13 protein-coding genes are annotated in these 15901 nt (G+C 60.1%); 4 read left to right on the plus strand and 9 right to left on the minus strand.

What is annotated here, in order from left to right; genetic code table 11:
* Positions 1 to 4: 4 nt before the first annotated feature.
* The 5 genes from HU742_RS17765 to kdpF form a co-directional block, all read right to left on the minus strand.
* Positions 5 to 2656, minus strand: a complete 2652-nt coding sequence (locus HU742_RS17765) for a DUF4118 domain-containing protein (RefSeq protein WP_186636946.1) — start codon at positions 2654 to 2656, stop codon at positions 5 to 7.
* A gap of 45 nt (positions 2657 to 2701) precedes the next feature.
* Positions 2702 to 3247 carry a potassium-transporting ATPase subunit KdpC gene (kdpC, locus tag HU742_RS17770; RefSeq protein WP_186636949.1) on the minus strand — a complete coding sequence of 182 codons (546 nt, stop codon included), beginning with the start codon at positions 3245 to 3247 and terminating at the stop codon, positions 2702 to 2704.
* 192 nt (positions 3248 to 3439) lie between these two features.
* On the minus strand, positions 3440 to 5494 hold the full coding sequence (kdpB, locus tag HU742_RS17775) for a potassium-transporting ATPase subunit KdpB (RefSeq protein ID WP_186643103.1): 2055 nt from the start codon (positions 5492 to 5494) through the stop codon (positions 3440 to 3442).
* Positions 5495 to 5504: 10 nt separating this feature from the next.
* Positions 5505 to 7199: a potassium-transporting ATPase subunit KdpA gene (gene kdpA, locus HU742_RS17780; RefSeq protein ID WP_186643102.1), complete on the minus strand. Its 1695-nt coding sequence runs from the start codon at positions 7197 to 7199 to the stop codon at positions 5505 to 5507.
* Positions 7200 to 7207: 8 nt separating this feature from the next.
* A complete protein-coding gene (gene kdpF, locus HU742_RS17785) occupies positions 7208 to 7297 on the minus strand; it encodes a K(+)-transporting ATPase subunit F (RefSeq protein ID WP_053155116.1) in 90 nt (29 codons plus the stop codon).
* A gap of 280 nt (positions 7298 to 7577) precedes the next feature.
* Here kdpF and rfbB point away from each other — a divergent pair, with 280 nt between their 5' ends.
* From rfbB to HU742_RS17805, 4 genes are all read left to right on the plus strand, one after another.
* Positions 7578 to 8660, plus strand: coding sequence for a dTDP-glucose 4,6-dehydratase (gene rfbB / locus HU742_RS17790; protein ID WP_186643101.1), 1083 nt, complete (start codon positions 7578 to 7580; stop codon positions 8658 to 8660).
* Positions 8657 to 9529 (plus strand): glucose-1-phosphate thymidylyltransferase RfbA, encoded by an 873-nt coding sequence (gene rfbA, locus HU742_RS17795; RefSeq protein ID WP_186643328.1) that lies wholly within the window; start codon positions 8657 to 8659, stop codon positions 9527 to 9529. Before rfbB ends, rfbA begins: the two co-directional genes overlap by 4 nt.
* A gap of 406 nt (positions 9530 to 9935) precedes the next feature.
* Complete coding sequence (gene eat, locus HU742_RS17800; protein ID WP_186636958.1) at positions 9936 to 11300, plus strand: ethanolamine permease; 1365 nt, start codon at positions 9936 to 9938, stop codon at positions 11298 to 11300.
* 118 nt (positions 11301 to 11418) lie between these two features.
* Positions 11419 to 11586, plus strand: a complete 168-nt coding sequence (locus tag HU742_RS17805) for a DUF2897 family protein (protein ID WP_014337248.1) — start codon at positions 11419 to 11421, stop codon at positions 11584 to 11586.
* A gap of 127 nt (positions 11587 to 11713) precedes the next feature.
* Here HU742_RS17805 and HU742_RS17810 read toward each other — a convergent pair whose 3' ends face one another.
* The 4 genes from HU742_RS17810 to HU742_RS17825 all read right to left on the minus strand — a co-directional run bounded on the left by HU742_RS17810 (position 11714) and on the right by HU742_RS17825 (position 15832).
* Positions 11714 to 12565 carry an urea carboxylase-associated family protein gene (locus HU742_RS17810; protein ID WP_186643100.1) on the minus strand — a complete coding sequence of 284 codons (852 nt, stop codon included), beginning with the start codon at positions 12563 to 12565 and terminating at the stop codon, positions 11714 to 11716.
* 17 nt (positions 12566 to 12582) lie between these two features.
* Complete coding sequence (locus HU742_RS17815; protein WP_186643099.1) at positions 12583 to 13236, minus strand: GntR family transcriptional regulator; 654 nt, start codon at positions 13234 to 13236, stop codon at positions 12583 to 12585.
* A gap of 150 nt (positions 13237 to 13386) precedes the next feature.
* A complete protein-coding gene (locus HU742_RS17820; protein ID WP_186643098.1) occupies positions 13387 to 13722 on the minus strand; it encodes a ComEA family DNA-binding protein in 336 nt (111 codons plus the stop codon).
* Between the two features lie 115 nt (positions 13723 to 13837).
* Positions 13838 to 15832, minus strand: a complete 1995-nt coding sequence (locus tag HU742_RS17825) for a polysaccharide biosynthesis protein (RefSeq protein ID WP_186643327.1) — start codon at positions 15830 to 15832, stop codon at positions 13838 to 13840.
* Positions 15833 to 15901 lie beyond the last annotated feature (69 nt).

Raw genomic sequence — 15901 nt, forward strand, 5'->3', positions numbered from 1 at the left:
CCGTTCAGGCTTCATCGTCCATGCCCGGTTGTGCCTGCAAAGGCAAGTGCAAGGTGATGCAAGTGCCGCGACCGTCGAGGCCGTCAGCCACGCTGATCCGCCCGCCATGGGCACCGACCATGCCCTGGCAAATCGCCAAGCCCAGCCCGGTGCCCTGCCCGCCTCGATCACCGCGCGCAGCGGTGTAGAACATGTCGAAGATTTTCTCGCGCTCTGGCTCCGGAATGCCTGGACCTTCGTCGGCCACGGCAAAAAAAACTTCGTCCTCCTTCGCCCCAGCGGTGAGCAGCAGCCGTCCGTGAGCGGGGGAAAACCGCGCGGCATTTTCCAGCACATTGACCAGGGCCTGTTCGATCAGCGCCGCGTGGACATGCAGCAACGGCAAGTCGGCGGGCACTTCGATGCCGACCGCCAGCGGCGCCAGCACCGCCCGAAGCCGGTGCAAGGCACTGGCGACGATATCGGCCGGTGAAACCCAATCGCGGGCAAGTTTCAGTGCGCCATGGCCGAGGCGGGTCATGTCGAGCAGGTTCTGGATATAACGATCCAGGCGCTCGGCCTCGTCGCGGGTGCCTTCGAGCAGCTCGCGGCGATCCTCCAGCGGAATCGCTTCGCCCAGCGCCAACAGGCTGTCGATGCTGCCGCGCATGGACGTCAGCGGTGTGCGCAGGTCATGGGAGACGGAGGCCAGCAAGGCGCTGCGCAGCTGTTCGGTTTCGCCATGCAGGCGCGCCGCTTCCAGGTCTTGCGCCAATTGCGCCCGCGCCAGGGCCTGGGCGAGCGGCTGGCTGAGGGCCGCCAGCAAACGTCGGCGTTGACCACTCAACGGCTTGCCGTCCTTGGGGCAAATGCCCAACAGGCCCAGCGGGCCGCCTTCCGTCGACAACGGCCACCACCACCAACGCCCGGACGGCAACGTGGCGGTGCCGGCGCCGGCCGGTTGATCGTGTTGCCAGGACCAGTCGGCGGCGGCGCGCTCGGCCTCGGTGAACGTCAACGGTTCGGCGGTCTCGACGTTCCATCCGTGCTGGCCGTCGCGGTTGAGCAGGCACAGTTGCAGATCGTCCTCGCTGTTGAGGTGCAGCACGGCGGCGCTGATCACGGCTTGGCGATCGGTCGCGGCGGTCAGTTTGCGCGACAGGTCGAGCAACTCGCCAGTTTCCTGCTGGGTGTCGCGCAGGGCCTGCAATTGACGACGCTGACGAGCCGCGAGGTTACCGGTCAGGGCGGCCATCAGGAGGAAGAACACCAGCGTCAGCACGTCTTCTTCGCGTTGGATCGTCAGGGAGAAATTCGGCGGGATGAACAGGAAGTCATAGGCCAGGAACGACAGCGCCGCACAGGCCAACGCCGGGCCGAGGCTGCTGCGTACCGCCACCAGCAGCACCGCCATCAGAAACACCAAAGAGATGTTGGGCAGCGCCAGCCACCCGGAGACTCCCCAGGCCAGCGCGCTGGCAGTCGCCGTTGCCACCAGCGCCAGCGCGTAGTCGAATCCACTCTGGGCGGTGCTCGGGCGCAGGCGAGCGGGCGCAGGCGTTTCGTCGCTGTCCAGCACGTTGATTTCCAAGCCACGGGCATCGCGCAACAATCGCGAGGCCAGGCCGCCGCCAAACAGTCGCCTGCGCAAACGCCGCCGGGACTGGCCGACCAACACCAACGTCGCACGACGTTGTGCAGCGTGTTGGATCAAGGTCTTGGCGACCTCCCCGGCGCGCAGCGACACCACCTCGCCGCCGAGGCGTTCGGCCAGTTGCTGCGCGCTTTGCAGACGCTGGCGGGATGACTCGTCTTGGGCGTCGCCGTTGTCCACATGCACCACGCTCCAGGGCAAATGCCGACGCTGGGCGACGCGGCTGGCGTGGCGCACCAGCCGTTCGGCCTGAAGGTCGCCGTCCACGCCCACCAACAATCGGCCCCGCACCGCCGGAGCCGACTGGCCCAATTGCCGATAGCCCTGGGCCAAGTCGTTGTCCACTTGCGCGGCGGCGGTCTGCATGGCCAGTTCGCGCAACGCAGTGAGGTTGGTCTGGGTGAAAAACGCATCGATCGCGGCGCGGGCCTGCTCCGGCACGTAGACCTTGCCCTCGCGCAGACGCTCGAGCAGCTCGCGCGGCGGCAGGTCGATCAGCAACAACTCATCGGCCTCCTGCAAGACCCAGTCCGGCAGCGTTTCACGCACCTGCACGCCGGTGATGCCGCGCACCTGATCGTTGAGGCTTTCCAAGTGCTGGACGTTGACGGTGGTGTAGACATCGATGCCGGCGGCGAGCAACTCCTGGATGTCCTGCCAACGCTTGGCATGGCGACTGCCCGGTGCGTTGCTGTGGGCCAGTTCATCCACCAGGACCAGGCTCGGGTGGGCCGCGAGCAGGCCGTCGAGGTCCATTTCCTCAAGCATCACCCCGCGATATTCCGAACGCACCAGCGGCTGCTGCGCCAGGCCGTTCAACAGGGCTTCAGTCTCGGCACGCCCGTGGGTCTCGACGACACCGGCAACAACCTCCGTGCCCTGACGCAACCGGGCGTGGGCCGCTTGCAGCATGGCGTAGGTCTTGCCGACGCCCGGGGCGGCGCCGAGGAAAACCTTGAGGCGACCACGGTCGTGGCGCGGCAGGTTGGCTAACAGTGCATCGGCACGGCCGGAGTCGCTCATGCTGCGGGTCTCTTCCAGGTTTGATCAAAACACCCTGCCATCGGGTCAGAGTTTTTCCAGCGCCAGGTTCAGCGCCAGCACATTCACCACGGGCGGCCCGACCAGGGGCCGCTCGATGTGGCTATCGAGCAACTGCTGCAACGTCGAGACCGGCAGGTTCCTGGCCGCCGCGACACGCGCCAGTTGATAGGCAATCGCGGCCGGAGGCAAGTGCGGATCCAGCCCGCTGCCGGAGGTGGTGAGCAGCGCCAGCGGCACCGGTCCCTGGCCGGGCACTTGCAGCGCTTGGGCATCAGCGCTCACCCGCGCGGCCAATGCCGGATTGCTCGGCGAAAAGTTGCTCGCGCCGCTGGCCACCGTGGCGAAGGCGCCCGCCGAGGGACGCGGATGAAACCAGCCATCGCCGACAAAATCCTGGGCGATCAACCGAGAGCCGCGAACCTTGCCGTCGGCGTCATGGACCAGGCTGCCGTTGGCCTGGTCCGGGAAGGCGAGTTGCGCCACGCCGGTGACCAGCAAGGGGTAGGCGACGCCGGTGATAAGGGTCATCAGTAGTAACAGGCTCAGGGCCGGGCGGATCAGAGTAAACATCTAGAACTCCTCAATTGAAAACACATCTGTGAGTGGACACATCTGTGGCGAGGGGATTTATCCCCGCTGGGTTGCGGAGCAGCCCAAAACATCCTTCATCGTCGTGTCTGATTACCGCAGTAACAATCTTGGGTCTGCTGCGCAGACCAGCGGGGATAAATCCCCTCGCCACAAGGGCCAGCGTTTCTTCGCTCAAACCAACCCCAATCCCGTCAGCAGCAGGTCAATTGCCTTGATCCCCACGAACGGCACGGCGATTCCGCCCAGGCCATAGATCAACAGATTGCGTCGCAGCAACGCCGCCGCGCTCGCCGCTTGCACGCGCACGCCGCGCAGGGCCAGGGGAATCAGCACGACGATGATCAAGGCGTTGAAAACGATGGCCGAGAGGATTGCGCTCTGCGGGCTGGCCAGGTGCATGACGTTGAGCACGCCGAGCTGTGGATAAATCGAGGCGAACAGCGCCGGCAGGATCGCGAAATACTTGGCGATGTCGTTGGCAATGGAAAACGTCGTCAGCGCCCCACGCGTCACCAGCAACTCCTTGCCGATCTGCACCACGTCCAGCAGCTTGGTCGGATCGCTGTCGAGGTCGACCATGTTGGCCGCTTCGCGCGCCGCCTGGGTGCCGTCGTTCATTGCCATGCCGACATCGGCCTGGGCCAGGGCCGGGGCGTCGTTGGCGCCGTCGCCGCACATGGCGACCAGCCGGCCATCGTTCTGCTCAAGGCGAATGCGCGCCAGTTTTTTCTCCGGCGTGGCCTCGGCCAGCACGTCGTCGACACCCGCCTCGGCCGCGATGGCGGCGGCGGTCAGCGGGTTGTCGCCGGTGACCATGACGGTGCGGATCCCCAACTTGCGCAGCTCGGCAAAGCGTTCGCGGATGCCGGGCTTGACCACGTCCTTGAGATGGATGGCACCGAGCAGTTTGCCGTCCACGCAAACCAGCAAGGGAGTCCCGCCGCTCTGGGCGATCTTGTCGATTTCCCGCGCCAGAGCCGCCGGCAATTCAGCGCGAGGCAGACCGATGAAACTCAACAGTGAATCCACCGCACCCTTGCGATAGACACGGCCCTGGTAATCGACACCGGACAACCGAGTCTCGGCGCTGAACGGCACGGCAGTGAGCAACTGCGCCGCTGGCTCGGGCTGCGAATGCAAGCCGCGCAAGAACTCGACGATGGATTTGCCCTCCGCCGTGTCATCGGCCAACGAGGCGAATAGCGCGCCTTCGGCCAACTCCTTCGCGCTCACCCCTGGCGCTGCATAAACCGCCGAGCACCGACGGTTGCCAAACGTAATGGTGCCGGTCTTGTCCAGCATCAGCACGTGCACATCCCCCGCCGCCTCGACCGCGCGGCCGGACTTGGCGATGACGTTCAGGCGCACCAGCCGATCCATCCCGGCGATGCCGATGGCCGAGAGCAGGCCGCCTATGGTGGTCGGAATCAACGTCACCAACAGCGCCACGAGAAACACCAACGGCAAGCTGCCGTTGGCGAAATGCGCGAACGGTTGCAGCGTCACCACCACCAGCAGGAAGATCAGCGTCAAGCCGATCAGCAGGATATCCAGCGCCACTTCGTTGGGTGTCTTCTGACGCTTGGCGCCTTCGACCAGGGCGATCATGCGATCCAGGGTGGACTCGCCGGGGTTACTGGTGATGCGCACCAGGAGCCAGTCCGACACCAGCCGCGTATTGCCGGTGACGGCCGAGCGATCACCGCCGGATTCGCGGATGACCGGCGCCGACTCCCCGGTAATCGCTGCCTCATTGACCGCCGCGATGCCTTCGATCACTTCACCGTCGCCGGGAATCATCTCCCCCGCCGCGACGCGCACCACATCACCTTTGCGCAGGCGGGTGGCGGGTATCACTTCGAAACCCTGCGCAACCTGACGGCGAGCGCTCAAGCCTTCGCTGCCGGCCTTGAGGCTGTCGGCACGGGCCTTGCCGCGCCCTTCGGCCAAGGCTTCGGCGAAGTTGGCAAACAGCACGGTGAACCACAGCCACAGCGCGATTTGCGCGGCGACGAAGGTCGGCACGGCGTTGTCGGGAATAAAGCAGAGCACCGTGGTGAGGATCGCGGTCAGTTCCACCACCAGCATCACCGGCGCGCGGTGCAATTGGCGCGGGTCGAGCTTGACGAAGGCTTGCACCAACGCCGGACGCCATAGCGCCGACATATTGGTTTTTGGTTGCTCCGGCGTCTTGGCGACGACGGTCTTGCTCATCGGCATGTTCATCATCAATTCCTCAGAAACCCAGGCTCAGGTGTTCGGCAATCGGGCCCAGTGCCAGGGTCGGCAGGAAGGTCAGGCCGCCCACCAACAGGATGGTCACGGTCAGCAGGGTCACGAACAGCGGGCCGTGGGTGGGAAAGCTGTTCTGGCCGATGGGTGCGGCTTTCTTCATCGCCAGGCTGCCGGCCAACGCCAGCACCGGCAGGATGTAGCCGAACCGGCCGATCAACATGCCCAGGCCCAGCATCAAGTTATGAAACGGCGTGTTGGCGCCGAAACCGGCGAATGCCGAACCGTTGTTCGCCCCCGCCGAGGTGTAGGCGTAGAGCAACTGGCTGAAACCGTGGGCACTGGGATTGCTCACCGCGGCAGCCGGCCCCGGCAGGCTGGCAGCGATGGCGCCCAACACCAGCACGCTCACCGGCATCACCAGCAGCGTCACCACCAGCAACTGCACTTCCCGGGCACCGAGCTTCTTGCCCAGGTATTCCGGTGTGCGACCGATCATCAACCCAGCGAGGAACACCGCGATCAGCACGTTCAGCAGCATCCCGTAGAGCCCGGCGCCGACGCCGCCGAAGATCACTTCGCCGACCATCATGTTCATCAACGCCACCATGCCGCTCAACGGGTTGAGGCTGTCGTGCATGGCGTTGACCGAGCCATTGGACGCCGCCGTGGTGGTCACCGACCAGAGCACCGTGGCGGTGGTGCCGAAACGCGCTTCCTTTCCTTCCAGCGGTGCGGCTTGTTCAACGGCCGCGATGTCGAGGGTCGGATTAGGCTGCAACTCGGCCCATAGCGAAGTCGCACCGCCGATGAGGAACAGCGCGAGCATGCAGGCGATGATCGCCCGGCTCTGGCGCAGGTCCTTGACGTAATGCCCGAAGGTGAACACCAGCGCTGCCGGGATCAGGATGATCGAAGCCACTTCGAACAGATTGCTCCAGGCCGTCGGGTTCTCGAACGGGTGCGCCGAGTTGACGCCGAAGAAACCGCCGCCATTGGTGCCCAGTTGCTTGATCGCGATCTGACTGGCCGCCGGGCCGAGGGGAATCACCTGGTCCACGCCCTGCATCGTCACCCCGTGCACGTAATGCGCGAGGGTTTGCGGCACGCCCTGCCAGACCAAGAACAGCGCCAGCAACAGACACAGCGGCAGCAATCCGTAGAGCGTGGCGCGGGTCATGTCGACCCAGAAGTTGCCGAGGGTCGCGGCGGACTTGCGCCCGATTCCGCGACACAGCGCCACCAGCACGGCCAGGCCGGTGGCGGCGCTGACAAAATTCTGCACCGTCAGGCCGACCATCTGGCTCAAGTAACTGAGCGACGCTTCGCCGCTGTAGGACTGCCAATTGGTGTTGGTCATGAAACTGACGGCGGTGTTGAAGGCCTGGGTCCACTCCATGCCGGGCAACTGTTCGGTATTAAAGGGCAAATGTCCCTGCAGCAACAGGATCGCGAACAACAACACGAACCCCGCCAAGTTGAAGGCGAGCAAGGCCAAGGTGTATTTCTGCCAACTCTGCTCTGCGCTGGCATCGACGCCCGACACGCGATAACAACCGCGCTCCAGCGGGCCGAGGATCGGTGAAAGCCACGTGCGCTGGCCCTCCATCACGCGATAATAAAAGCGCCCCAGGAACGGTGCCGGAATCAGCACCAGCGCGAAAAAGCCAAGGATCAGGCCGAAGTCATAACCGTGCATAGCCGCTCCTAACTCCGGTCCGCGCGCAACAGCGCAACCAGTAGATAAATGAACAGCGCCACTGCCAGCAGCAGCGACACCCCGTCCAGAACACTCATGGGATTTCTCCGTGGTACGGCGTCTTGCCGCGTGTGGTGATTGTCGGCAGGAAGGGTGTAAAGGGACGAGATCGAGGAAGGGGTTGGGGGATAAAGAATGCGTAAAGAATGATGGTTGATCACGTGGGGCTCGCTAGAACTCCAACAGCGCCAGTTATATTCCCACGCGCTTGGCTTTACAGTTCCCGAGATGGATCGACACGTCTATTGCGCTACCCGGCTCATGCCGACAAGCTATAGCAAATGCAACATCCATTTTATTGAAGAGGGCTGGGGTCATATGCGTATCCTCATCACCGGCGGGGCCGGTTTCATAGGCTCTGCCCTGATTCGCGAGCTGATCGAGCATTCTGAGCATTCGGTCCTCAACCTTGACAAGCTGACCTACGCAGGCAATCTCGAATCGCTCGTCAGCGTTGCCTGCGACGCTCGCTATGAATTCGTTCAAGCCGATATTGTCGATCAGGCAACCATCAGCGCGGTGCTGGACAGTTTCCGACCGGAAGCGGTCATGCATCTCGCTGCAGAATCCCATGTTGATCGTTCGATTGACGGGCCATCAGACTTCATCCAAACGAACATCGTCGGCACGTACAGCTTGCTGGAAGCAACCCGCGCTTATTGGCAATCCCTCCCTGAGCCGGAGAAAACAGCGTTTCGTTTTCATCACATTTCTACTGATGAGGTGTATGGCGACCTGCACGGCGCTAATGATTTGTTCACGGAAACAACCTCCTATGCGCCCAGCTCGCCATACTCGGCCAGTAAAGCCGCTTCCGATCATCTGGTTCGCGCGTGGCATCGCACATACGGCCTGCCCGTCCTGCTAACCAACTGTTCAAATAATTATGGGCCGTTCCACTTCCCCGAGAAGCTCATTCCGCTTGTCATTCTAAATGCTTTGGCTGGCAAGCCATTACCGGTGTATGGGAACGGCATGCAGGTTCGTGACTGGCTGTTCGTTGAAGATCATGCCCGAGCGCTGATCAAGGTAGTTACTCAGGGCAAAATCGGAGAGACCTACAATATCGGTGGGCATAACGAGCAAAAGAACATCGATGTGGTCCGGGGAATCTGCCAATTGTTGGAAGAACTCGCACCGCAAAAGCCTGCAGGCAGCGCCAAGTATGCCGACCTGATAACCTACGTGCAGGACCGTCCTGGCCACGATTTGCGATACGCTATCGATGCGGGGAAAATCGAGCGTGAACTGGGCTGGGTACCGCAAGAAACGTTCGAGTCCGGGCTTCGTAAAACAGTCAAATGGTACCTGGACAATCTAGAATGGTGCCGTCGCGTTCAGGACGGCAGTTATCAAGGCGAACGCCTTGGTTTCTTAAATAGAAAGGAGCTACTCGCATAATGAAAGGTATCGTATTGGCGGGCGGCTCTGGCACGCGCCTGCATCCCATCACTCTAGGTGTGTCAAAACAGCTGTTGCCAGTTTATGACAAACCAATGATCTACTATCCAATATCGGTATTAATGCTGGCTGGCATCAAGGAAATATTGATCATTTCCACTCCGCATGATTTGCCGCAATACCAGAACTTATTGCACGACGGTAGCCAGTTCGGGGTTAAGTTAAGTTATGCGATCCAACCATCACCAGATGGCTTGGCCCAGGCCTTTCTAATTGGCGAAGAGTTTATCGGCACTGAGCCAGTGTGTCTGATTCTTGGAGACAATATTTTCCATGGGGCGTGTTTCGGTGCGCTGCTGCAACGAGCAGCCGAACGCCCTTCGGGGGCGACTGTGTTTGGGTATTGGGTAAAGGATCCCGAGCGCTTCGGAGTGGTCGATTTTGATAGCAATGGTTGCGCCTTATCGATCGAAGAAAAACCTCAAAAGCCAAAATCCAACTACGCGGTTACCGGCTTGTATTTTTACGATAACGACGTGATTGAAATTGCCAAGGCAGTCAAGCCCTCAGCACGTGGCGAGCTGGAAATCACTGACGTTAACAATGCCTATCTTCAGCGTGGCGATTTACAGGTAGAACGCTTGGGTCGGGGCTTTGCCTGGCTAGACACTGGCACCCATGACAGCTTGGTTGAGGCCTCGCAATACGTACAGACCATTGAGCATCGTCAAGGTCTTAAACTCGCCTGTCTGGAGGAAATTGGCTATGATCAAGGCTGGATTAGCCGAGAAAAATTGCTTGAGCGCGCACACTTTTTTGGCAAGATTGGATACGGACAATACCTAGCCAAGGTTGCGGGAAAAGAATGATGAAACTCTGATCAGCCAAGAGCATCCCTTAAGCCACGAGACCTTTTATTATTTTGCGGTCCAAGGCTGGGTATCCTGGCTTGGCTTCGCTAGGTTATCTGCGAGCTATAGGGCAACGTTATCGTCTGTTGCCCCTTTTTCCCCACGCGTATAACGGCGGGCTGCAAAGTTAGCTATTCCTTTTCAGGCCATACTCTTTGTTGCTGCCAGCAGCCTTATACGGGTGCGCAAGAAAACTGCATGCAATGAGCTAAAGCGCTGAACTGGGGCACGCGCGCCCTCCACCAAAGATGAAATATCTCCAATACGACCTGATTCCTCCCATTACGACCGCCCAAACCACACTGGCACGCCCACTGCACGGACCCTCCCCAGCGCTTTTGCTACTTATCGAGGGGAGCCACCGATGAACACACAACTCAAACCCACCCTGGGCACCCTGCACTTATGGGGCATCGCCGTCGGGCTGGTGATTTCCGGGGAATACTTCGGCTGGAGCTACGGCTGGGGCGTGGCCGGGACGCTGGGCTTCCTGGTGACGTCGTTCATGGTCGCGGCCATGTACACCTGTTTCATCTTCAGCTTCACCGAGCTGACCACCGCGATACCCCATGCCGGCGGGCCGTTCGCCTACAGCCGTCGGGCCTTTGGCGAAAAAGGTGGCTTGATTGCCGGGCTGGCAACCTTGATCGAATTTGTCTTCGCCCCACCAGCGATTGCACTGGCGATCGGCGCCTACTTGAACGTGCAATTCCCGGCGCTCGACCCGAAACACGCCGCCGTCGGTGCCTATATCGTGTTCATGGGCCTGAACATCCTCGGGGTGAAACTGGCGGCGACCTTCGAGCTGGTCGTCTGCGTGCTTGCGGTGGCCGAATTGCTGGTGTTCATGGGCGTCGTCGCGCCGGCGTTCAGCTTCAGCAGCTTCGCCCTGAACGGCTGGGCCGGTTCCGACGTGTTCGGCCCGCCGGCCATCGCCGGGATGTTCGCGGCGATCCCCTTCGCGATCTGGTTCTTCCTCGCCATCGAAGGCGCGGCCATGGCCGCCGAAGAAGCCAAGGACCCGAAACGCACGATCCCCAAGGCCTATATCAGCGGCATCCTGACTTTGGTATTCCTGGCCATGGGCGTAATGTTCTTTGCCGGCGGCGTCGGTGATTGGCGCACCCTTTCCAACATCAACGACCCGCTGCCGCAAGCCATGAAAACCGTGGTCGGCGAAAGCTCCGGCTGGTTGCACATGCTGGTGTGGATTGGCCTGTTCGGCCTGGTGGCGAGTTTCCACGGCATCATCCTCGGCTACTCGCGCCAGTTCTTCGCCTTGGCCCGCGCCGGCTACCTGCCCGCCTCCCTCGCCAAACTGTCACGCTTCCAGACCCCGCACCGCGCCATCATCGCCGGCGGCCTGATCGGCATCGCCGCCATCTACAGCGACGGTCTGATCAACCTCGGCGGCATGACCCTGACCGCGGCGATGATCACCATGGCCGTATTCGGGGCCATCGTCATGTACATCATGAGCATGCTCAGCCTGTTCAAGTTGCGCAAAACCGAACCCAACCTCGAGCGCACCTTCCGCGCCCCCGGCTACCCCATCGTGCCGGGCATCGCCCTGGTCCTCGCCGTGGTCTGCCTGGTAGCGATGGCCTGGTTCAACGCCCTGATCGGCCTGATTTTCCTCGGCTTCATGGCAGTCGGTTTCGTATACTTCGTCCTGACCGCCCAGCTGCGCGCAGACGCTCCGGCCGATGCAATGTTGACCGGGCTATAAGGTGAAATCGGCCTAACGGGCGTAGTATGGAACCACTGCGAACAGCCTTCGCTCATAAGTGGTAAGTGCAACGGTTAGCGAATGTTCGACTGACCGTTGCACTCTCAAGGAGAGCCCTATGCCCTGGTATGCCTGGTTAATCCTGATCGTCGCCATCGGCTCGATCGTGGGTGGTTTGATGATGCTGCGCGACACTGCCCACAAGGTGGAACTGACAGACGAACAGCGCAAACGCGTAGCCGAACGGAACGCGGAAATGGATGCGAAAGAGGCCAAGGATCGCTGACCTGCCTGCTGCGCGGCGCCCTTGTGGCGAGGGGATTTATCCCCGCTGGGCTGCGCAGCAGCCCCAACCCTGCTGACGCGGTGTGTCTGGCTAATCGTGCGTGGGTTATCAGAACCGCCGCCCGCTGTTACTTCTCCCAATCCGCCTTGGCAATGTGCAACCCATGCTGCCCCCTGTACGCCGCCCGCTCCGGCTGACTCCAGCCCTGCAGCAATGAATCCTCCAACCGATAAATCTCCACCCCCAGCGGACGACAAACGCTAAGCGGATCCTGCGCATCCGGCCCCCACATCGCCAACGACAAATCTCCGCCAGGGCAAGTCGATAACGCGCAGAGCAAATCAATCTCGGCAAAAAACTCCAGGTAATCGCCCTTCTGCGCCGGGCAAGCCTTCATGAAATACATGTCGTCATGATTCAACCCAGTGCACTGGAAGATATTCAGCACATCGTGCACATCAAACTCAGTCAAACCATGAGGTAACACCGCACGGGTCAGGTTCGAATGGCAGTGATGATGGAAATCCTCGCCGGTCAGCATCTTGTTCACATACGGATCACACCGCGTACCCAACAAATCATGCAAACGCCCGCCATGCTCATCGATCCCATAACCGGCCAAACTGTCATCGGTGATCGTCACCAACGGTCGCAGAAATGGCAGGTTCGACCACAGCCGATCATAAGTGCTGACATGCGCGCCCTGAAGCTGCCGCGTACGCGCCGCCCAAAGCCGCTCACGTGGATCGTGAGCGTTCCAGACATTGAAGTCCCCCACTTGCGGCCCCACCGGCGTGGTCACGCGAAAGACATGCCCTGCCGGTACATGCCAGGCGCGGCCAGTGCGGATGGGGACCTCGAACTGCTCGATCAGCGTGCGCTTGTCTTGAGCGGTGCGGATGCGGTCGTAGAAGGGTTTGTCCACTTGAAGGGCGGAACCTTTGCTGACCTGGTAGGCGGCTGGGTAGTCTTTGTACATGGCGGCGGGTCCTTTGATCAGTGGGCGTTAGCGGAAGTAAGCAAGTGCAAAAGCAACTGCTCGGAATCGTCGAGATAAAGGCTCATGCCCTCATGGGCCGCTAGCTTGTCGCCTTCGGCCAGCCAGTCGTGGATCTGCCGATCACGGGCCAGCCACGGCGCCTGGAAACGCGCCTCATCGGGAGCGGAACAAAACACCAAGCGTAGCTGCGCGACCACGTTGGTAAAAAACTCATCGAGCAAAGGACTGCGCATCAAACCAACGACATGCTGATGAAACGCCAAGCTATGGGTACCGACAGCACGCCAGTCCTCACGCTCCCGAGCCAAGTCGGCAGCTTCCAAGGCTTCGAGCATTCGGTCGGACTGGTACTCGCTCAGCGGCTTGCTGGTAAGAATGGCCTGTAGCTCCAACGTGCGACGGACCTTGAACAAATCCCGGACGTCAGCGACGCCCAACCTGCGAACCATCACCCCTTTGTTTCGAACGTAACGGGTGAGTCCTTCCTGACCCAGACGGTGCAATGCCTCACGGATGGTGTTGCGGGATGCGTTGTAGGCGGAGACCAGGTTGTTTTCGATCAGCGCCATGCCCGGGATGAGCCGACCGCCGATGATGTCGGCGCGGAGTTCGAGGGTGATTTGGTCGGCTAGGGAAAGGGGGTTGGTCATGGGGTGGGGCCTTGGATTGTTGAACAATCGGTTGGCGTTAGGTAATCAGTTTTTATGCCAACGCCAGCGGTCTTTGGTAATCCGAACAAAATTGCATCGACCAAACCCAAAAAGGCCAGTCTATTCGACCGGCCTCCTTCAATTACAAACTCAGTTTACTTCCAACTTGTCACGATTCCTGTCGAGAATCGCCTTGCCGATTCCCTTGACCTCCAGCAATTCGTCCACCGAAGAGAACGGCCCATTACTGTCACGATACGCAACAATCGCATCGGCTTTGCCCTTCCCTATTCCAGTTAGCTCGCGCTGCAGCGTCGCGGCATCCGCCCCGTTCAAATCCACTTTAGCGCCTTGCGTTTTGGCCGGTTGCTCCACTGCCTGTGGCGCAGCGACCGAGCCGGACTTTACCGCTGGGGCGGCGATAGCAGCGATCGAGGCGCTGGTGAGAAAGGCAAAAATCAGCGAATAGAAATAGCCTGTACGCATAAGGTGACGCTCCATGACATCGGTAAGAGAGAAGCAGCTTTTCCGAAGCTGCTTCTCAAATCTAGGTGATGGTGGGGAGCTGTCAAAAATGTGTACGTTACGAGGTGTGTAATAATCAGGGCTCGAGGTGGCGCTGCTGATAGATCCAATCGACAATTTCACCGTCCGGGGCATAACCGCTGACGGTATCGCGAAGCAACTGGCGAACGCGGGCGTAATCGTCTTCCTCGATGGCAACCAGCAAATCCGCCAGCCTGGCCTTGAGGACATCCCAAGGCAGGAAGTCTTCATTGGCGCTCATGATCATCGGGTGCTGGGTTGCGACGACGTTGTCACCAATCAGCAACTCCTCGTAAAGCTTCTCGCCAGGGCGCAGGCCTGTGAACTTGATCGAGATGTCACCCTGAGGATTCTTTTCAGAACGAATGCTCAAGCCTGACAAGTGAATCATCTTCTCCGCCAGCTCGACAATCTTCACTGGCTCGCCCATGTCCAGCACGAACACATCCCCACCCAAGCCCATGGAACCGGCCTGGATCACCAACTGAGCGGCTTCTGGGATGGTCATGAAGTATCGGGTGATCTTGGGATGGGTAACGGTAAGCGGCCCGCCAGATTTGATCTGCTTATGGAACAGCGGAATAACCGACCCGGAGGAACCCAGTACGTTACCGAAACGGACCATGGTGAAGCGGGTCTTGTTAACTCGTGAGACATTGGCCTGATCACCGAACAACACAGGCGCTAACTCACGACTTAAGGCCTGCAATGTCAGCTCAGCGAGCCGCTTTGTGCTACCCATGACATTTGTTGGACGCACGGCCTTGTCCGTAGAGATCAAGACGAAGTTCGATACGCCCGCCTGCAATGCAGCCTGTGCGGTATTCAACGTCCCTATTACATTGTTCAAGACGCCTTCGGCAATGTTGTGCTCAACCATCGGCACATGCTTATACGCCGCAGCGTGATAGACCGTATCGACGTTCCAGGTCTTCATCACATCAAGCAATTTCTCTTGATTGCGGACCGACCCTAGGATGGGCAGCAGGCGAACAGACAAAGACTCCCGGACAATTCGCGGCTCAAGTTCGGACAAAATACTGTAGAGATTGAATTCGCTATGCTCAAACAGCAGCAGCGTAGTGGGCTTCAGCGCGATGATTTGCCGACAAAGCTCTGAGCCGATCGAACCGCCAGCTCCTGTGACCAGAACCGACTGACCCGTGATGCAATGCTCAAGCAGATCCGGTTGCGCCGGCACTGCATCACGTCCTAAAAGGTCCGCGATATCCACTTCCTGGATGTCATCTACTTTGACTCGGCCACTGGCCAAATCCATGAAACCTGGCACGCTGCGTACGTGCAGCGGGAAACCTTCGAGTAGGGTCAGGATTTCTCGACGGCGACCGCGCGACGAAGAAGGAATGGCGAGGAGTATTTCCTGGGCGCCGGTCGCATCGATCATCTTTTGTATGTGGTTGGGTTGATAGACCTGAAGTCCGGCAATCACGCGATCGGCAATACTGGCGTCATCGTCTATGAAGGCAACAGGCCGCATCACCCGTCCCATGCGCAATGCGGCAACGAGTTGGTTGCCTGCGGCGCCAGCGCCATAGATTGCAACCTTGGGAAGACCGTCGTCACGATTGGTAAAGGGCACGTGCTGGGCCGCAGTGAACCAGTCGCCCAGGAAGTATTGGCGCATCATCAGGCGTAAACCGCCAATCATGATCAGGCTCAACCACCAATAATTGAAGATGATGGAGCGCGGTACCACGGTTTTATGGTTGCTGTACCAATACACCACCAAGGCCAGCAGTAAGGCGGAAAGGCTGACCGCTTTGCAGATGGTGATCAGTGCGTCGTTGCCGAAATAACGCATGACTGCGCGGTACATGCCGAAGCGGATGAAGATTGGAATGGCGACCAGTGGAGCGGATACGAAGAGCCAAATATGCGTTTCGATCGGGCTCGCGAATCCAACGACTCCTAGCCGAACTACGAAGGCTAGCCATAAGGCAAGCCAGACCAACACGACGTCTGCACCCACCTGTATCGTGCGCTTATGGCGTCTCGGTAGGCCGAGCAGGGCCGCCCTTAATTTGTCCATAAATTTTTCATGCACCTTGCCCAGCTCCCAAATAATTTAACACCGATCCCTGCTTCGCGTTGTCGCCTA

Source organism: Pseudomonas marvdashtae (genome assembly GCF_014268655.2).
GTDB lineage: Bacteria > Pseudomonadota > Gammaproteobacteria > Pseudomonadales > Pseudomonadaceae > Aquipseudomonas > Aquipseudomonas marvdashtae.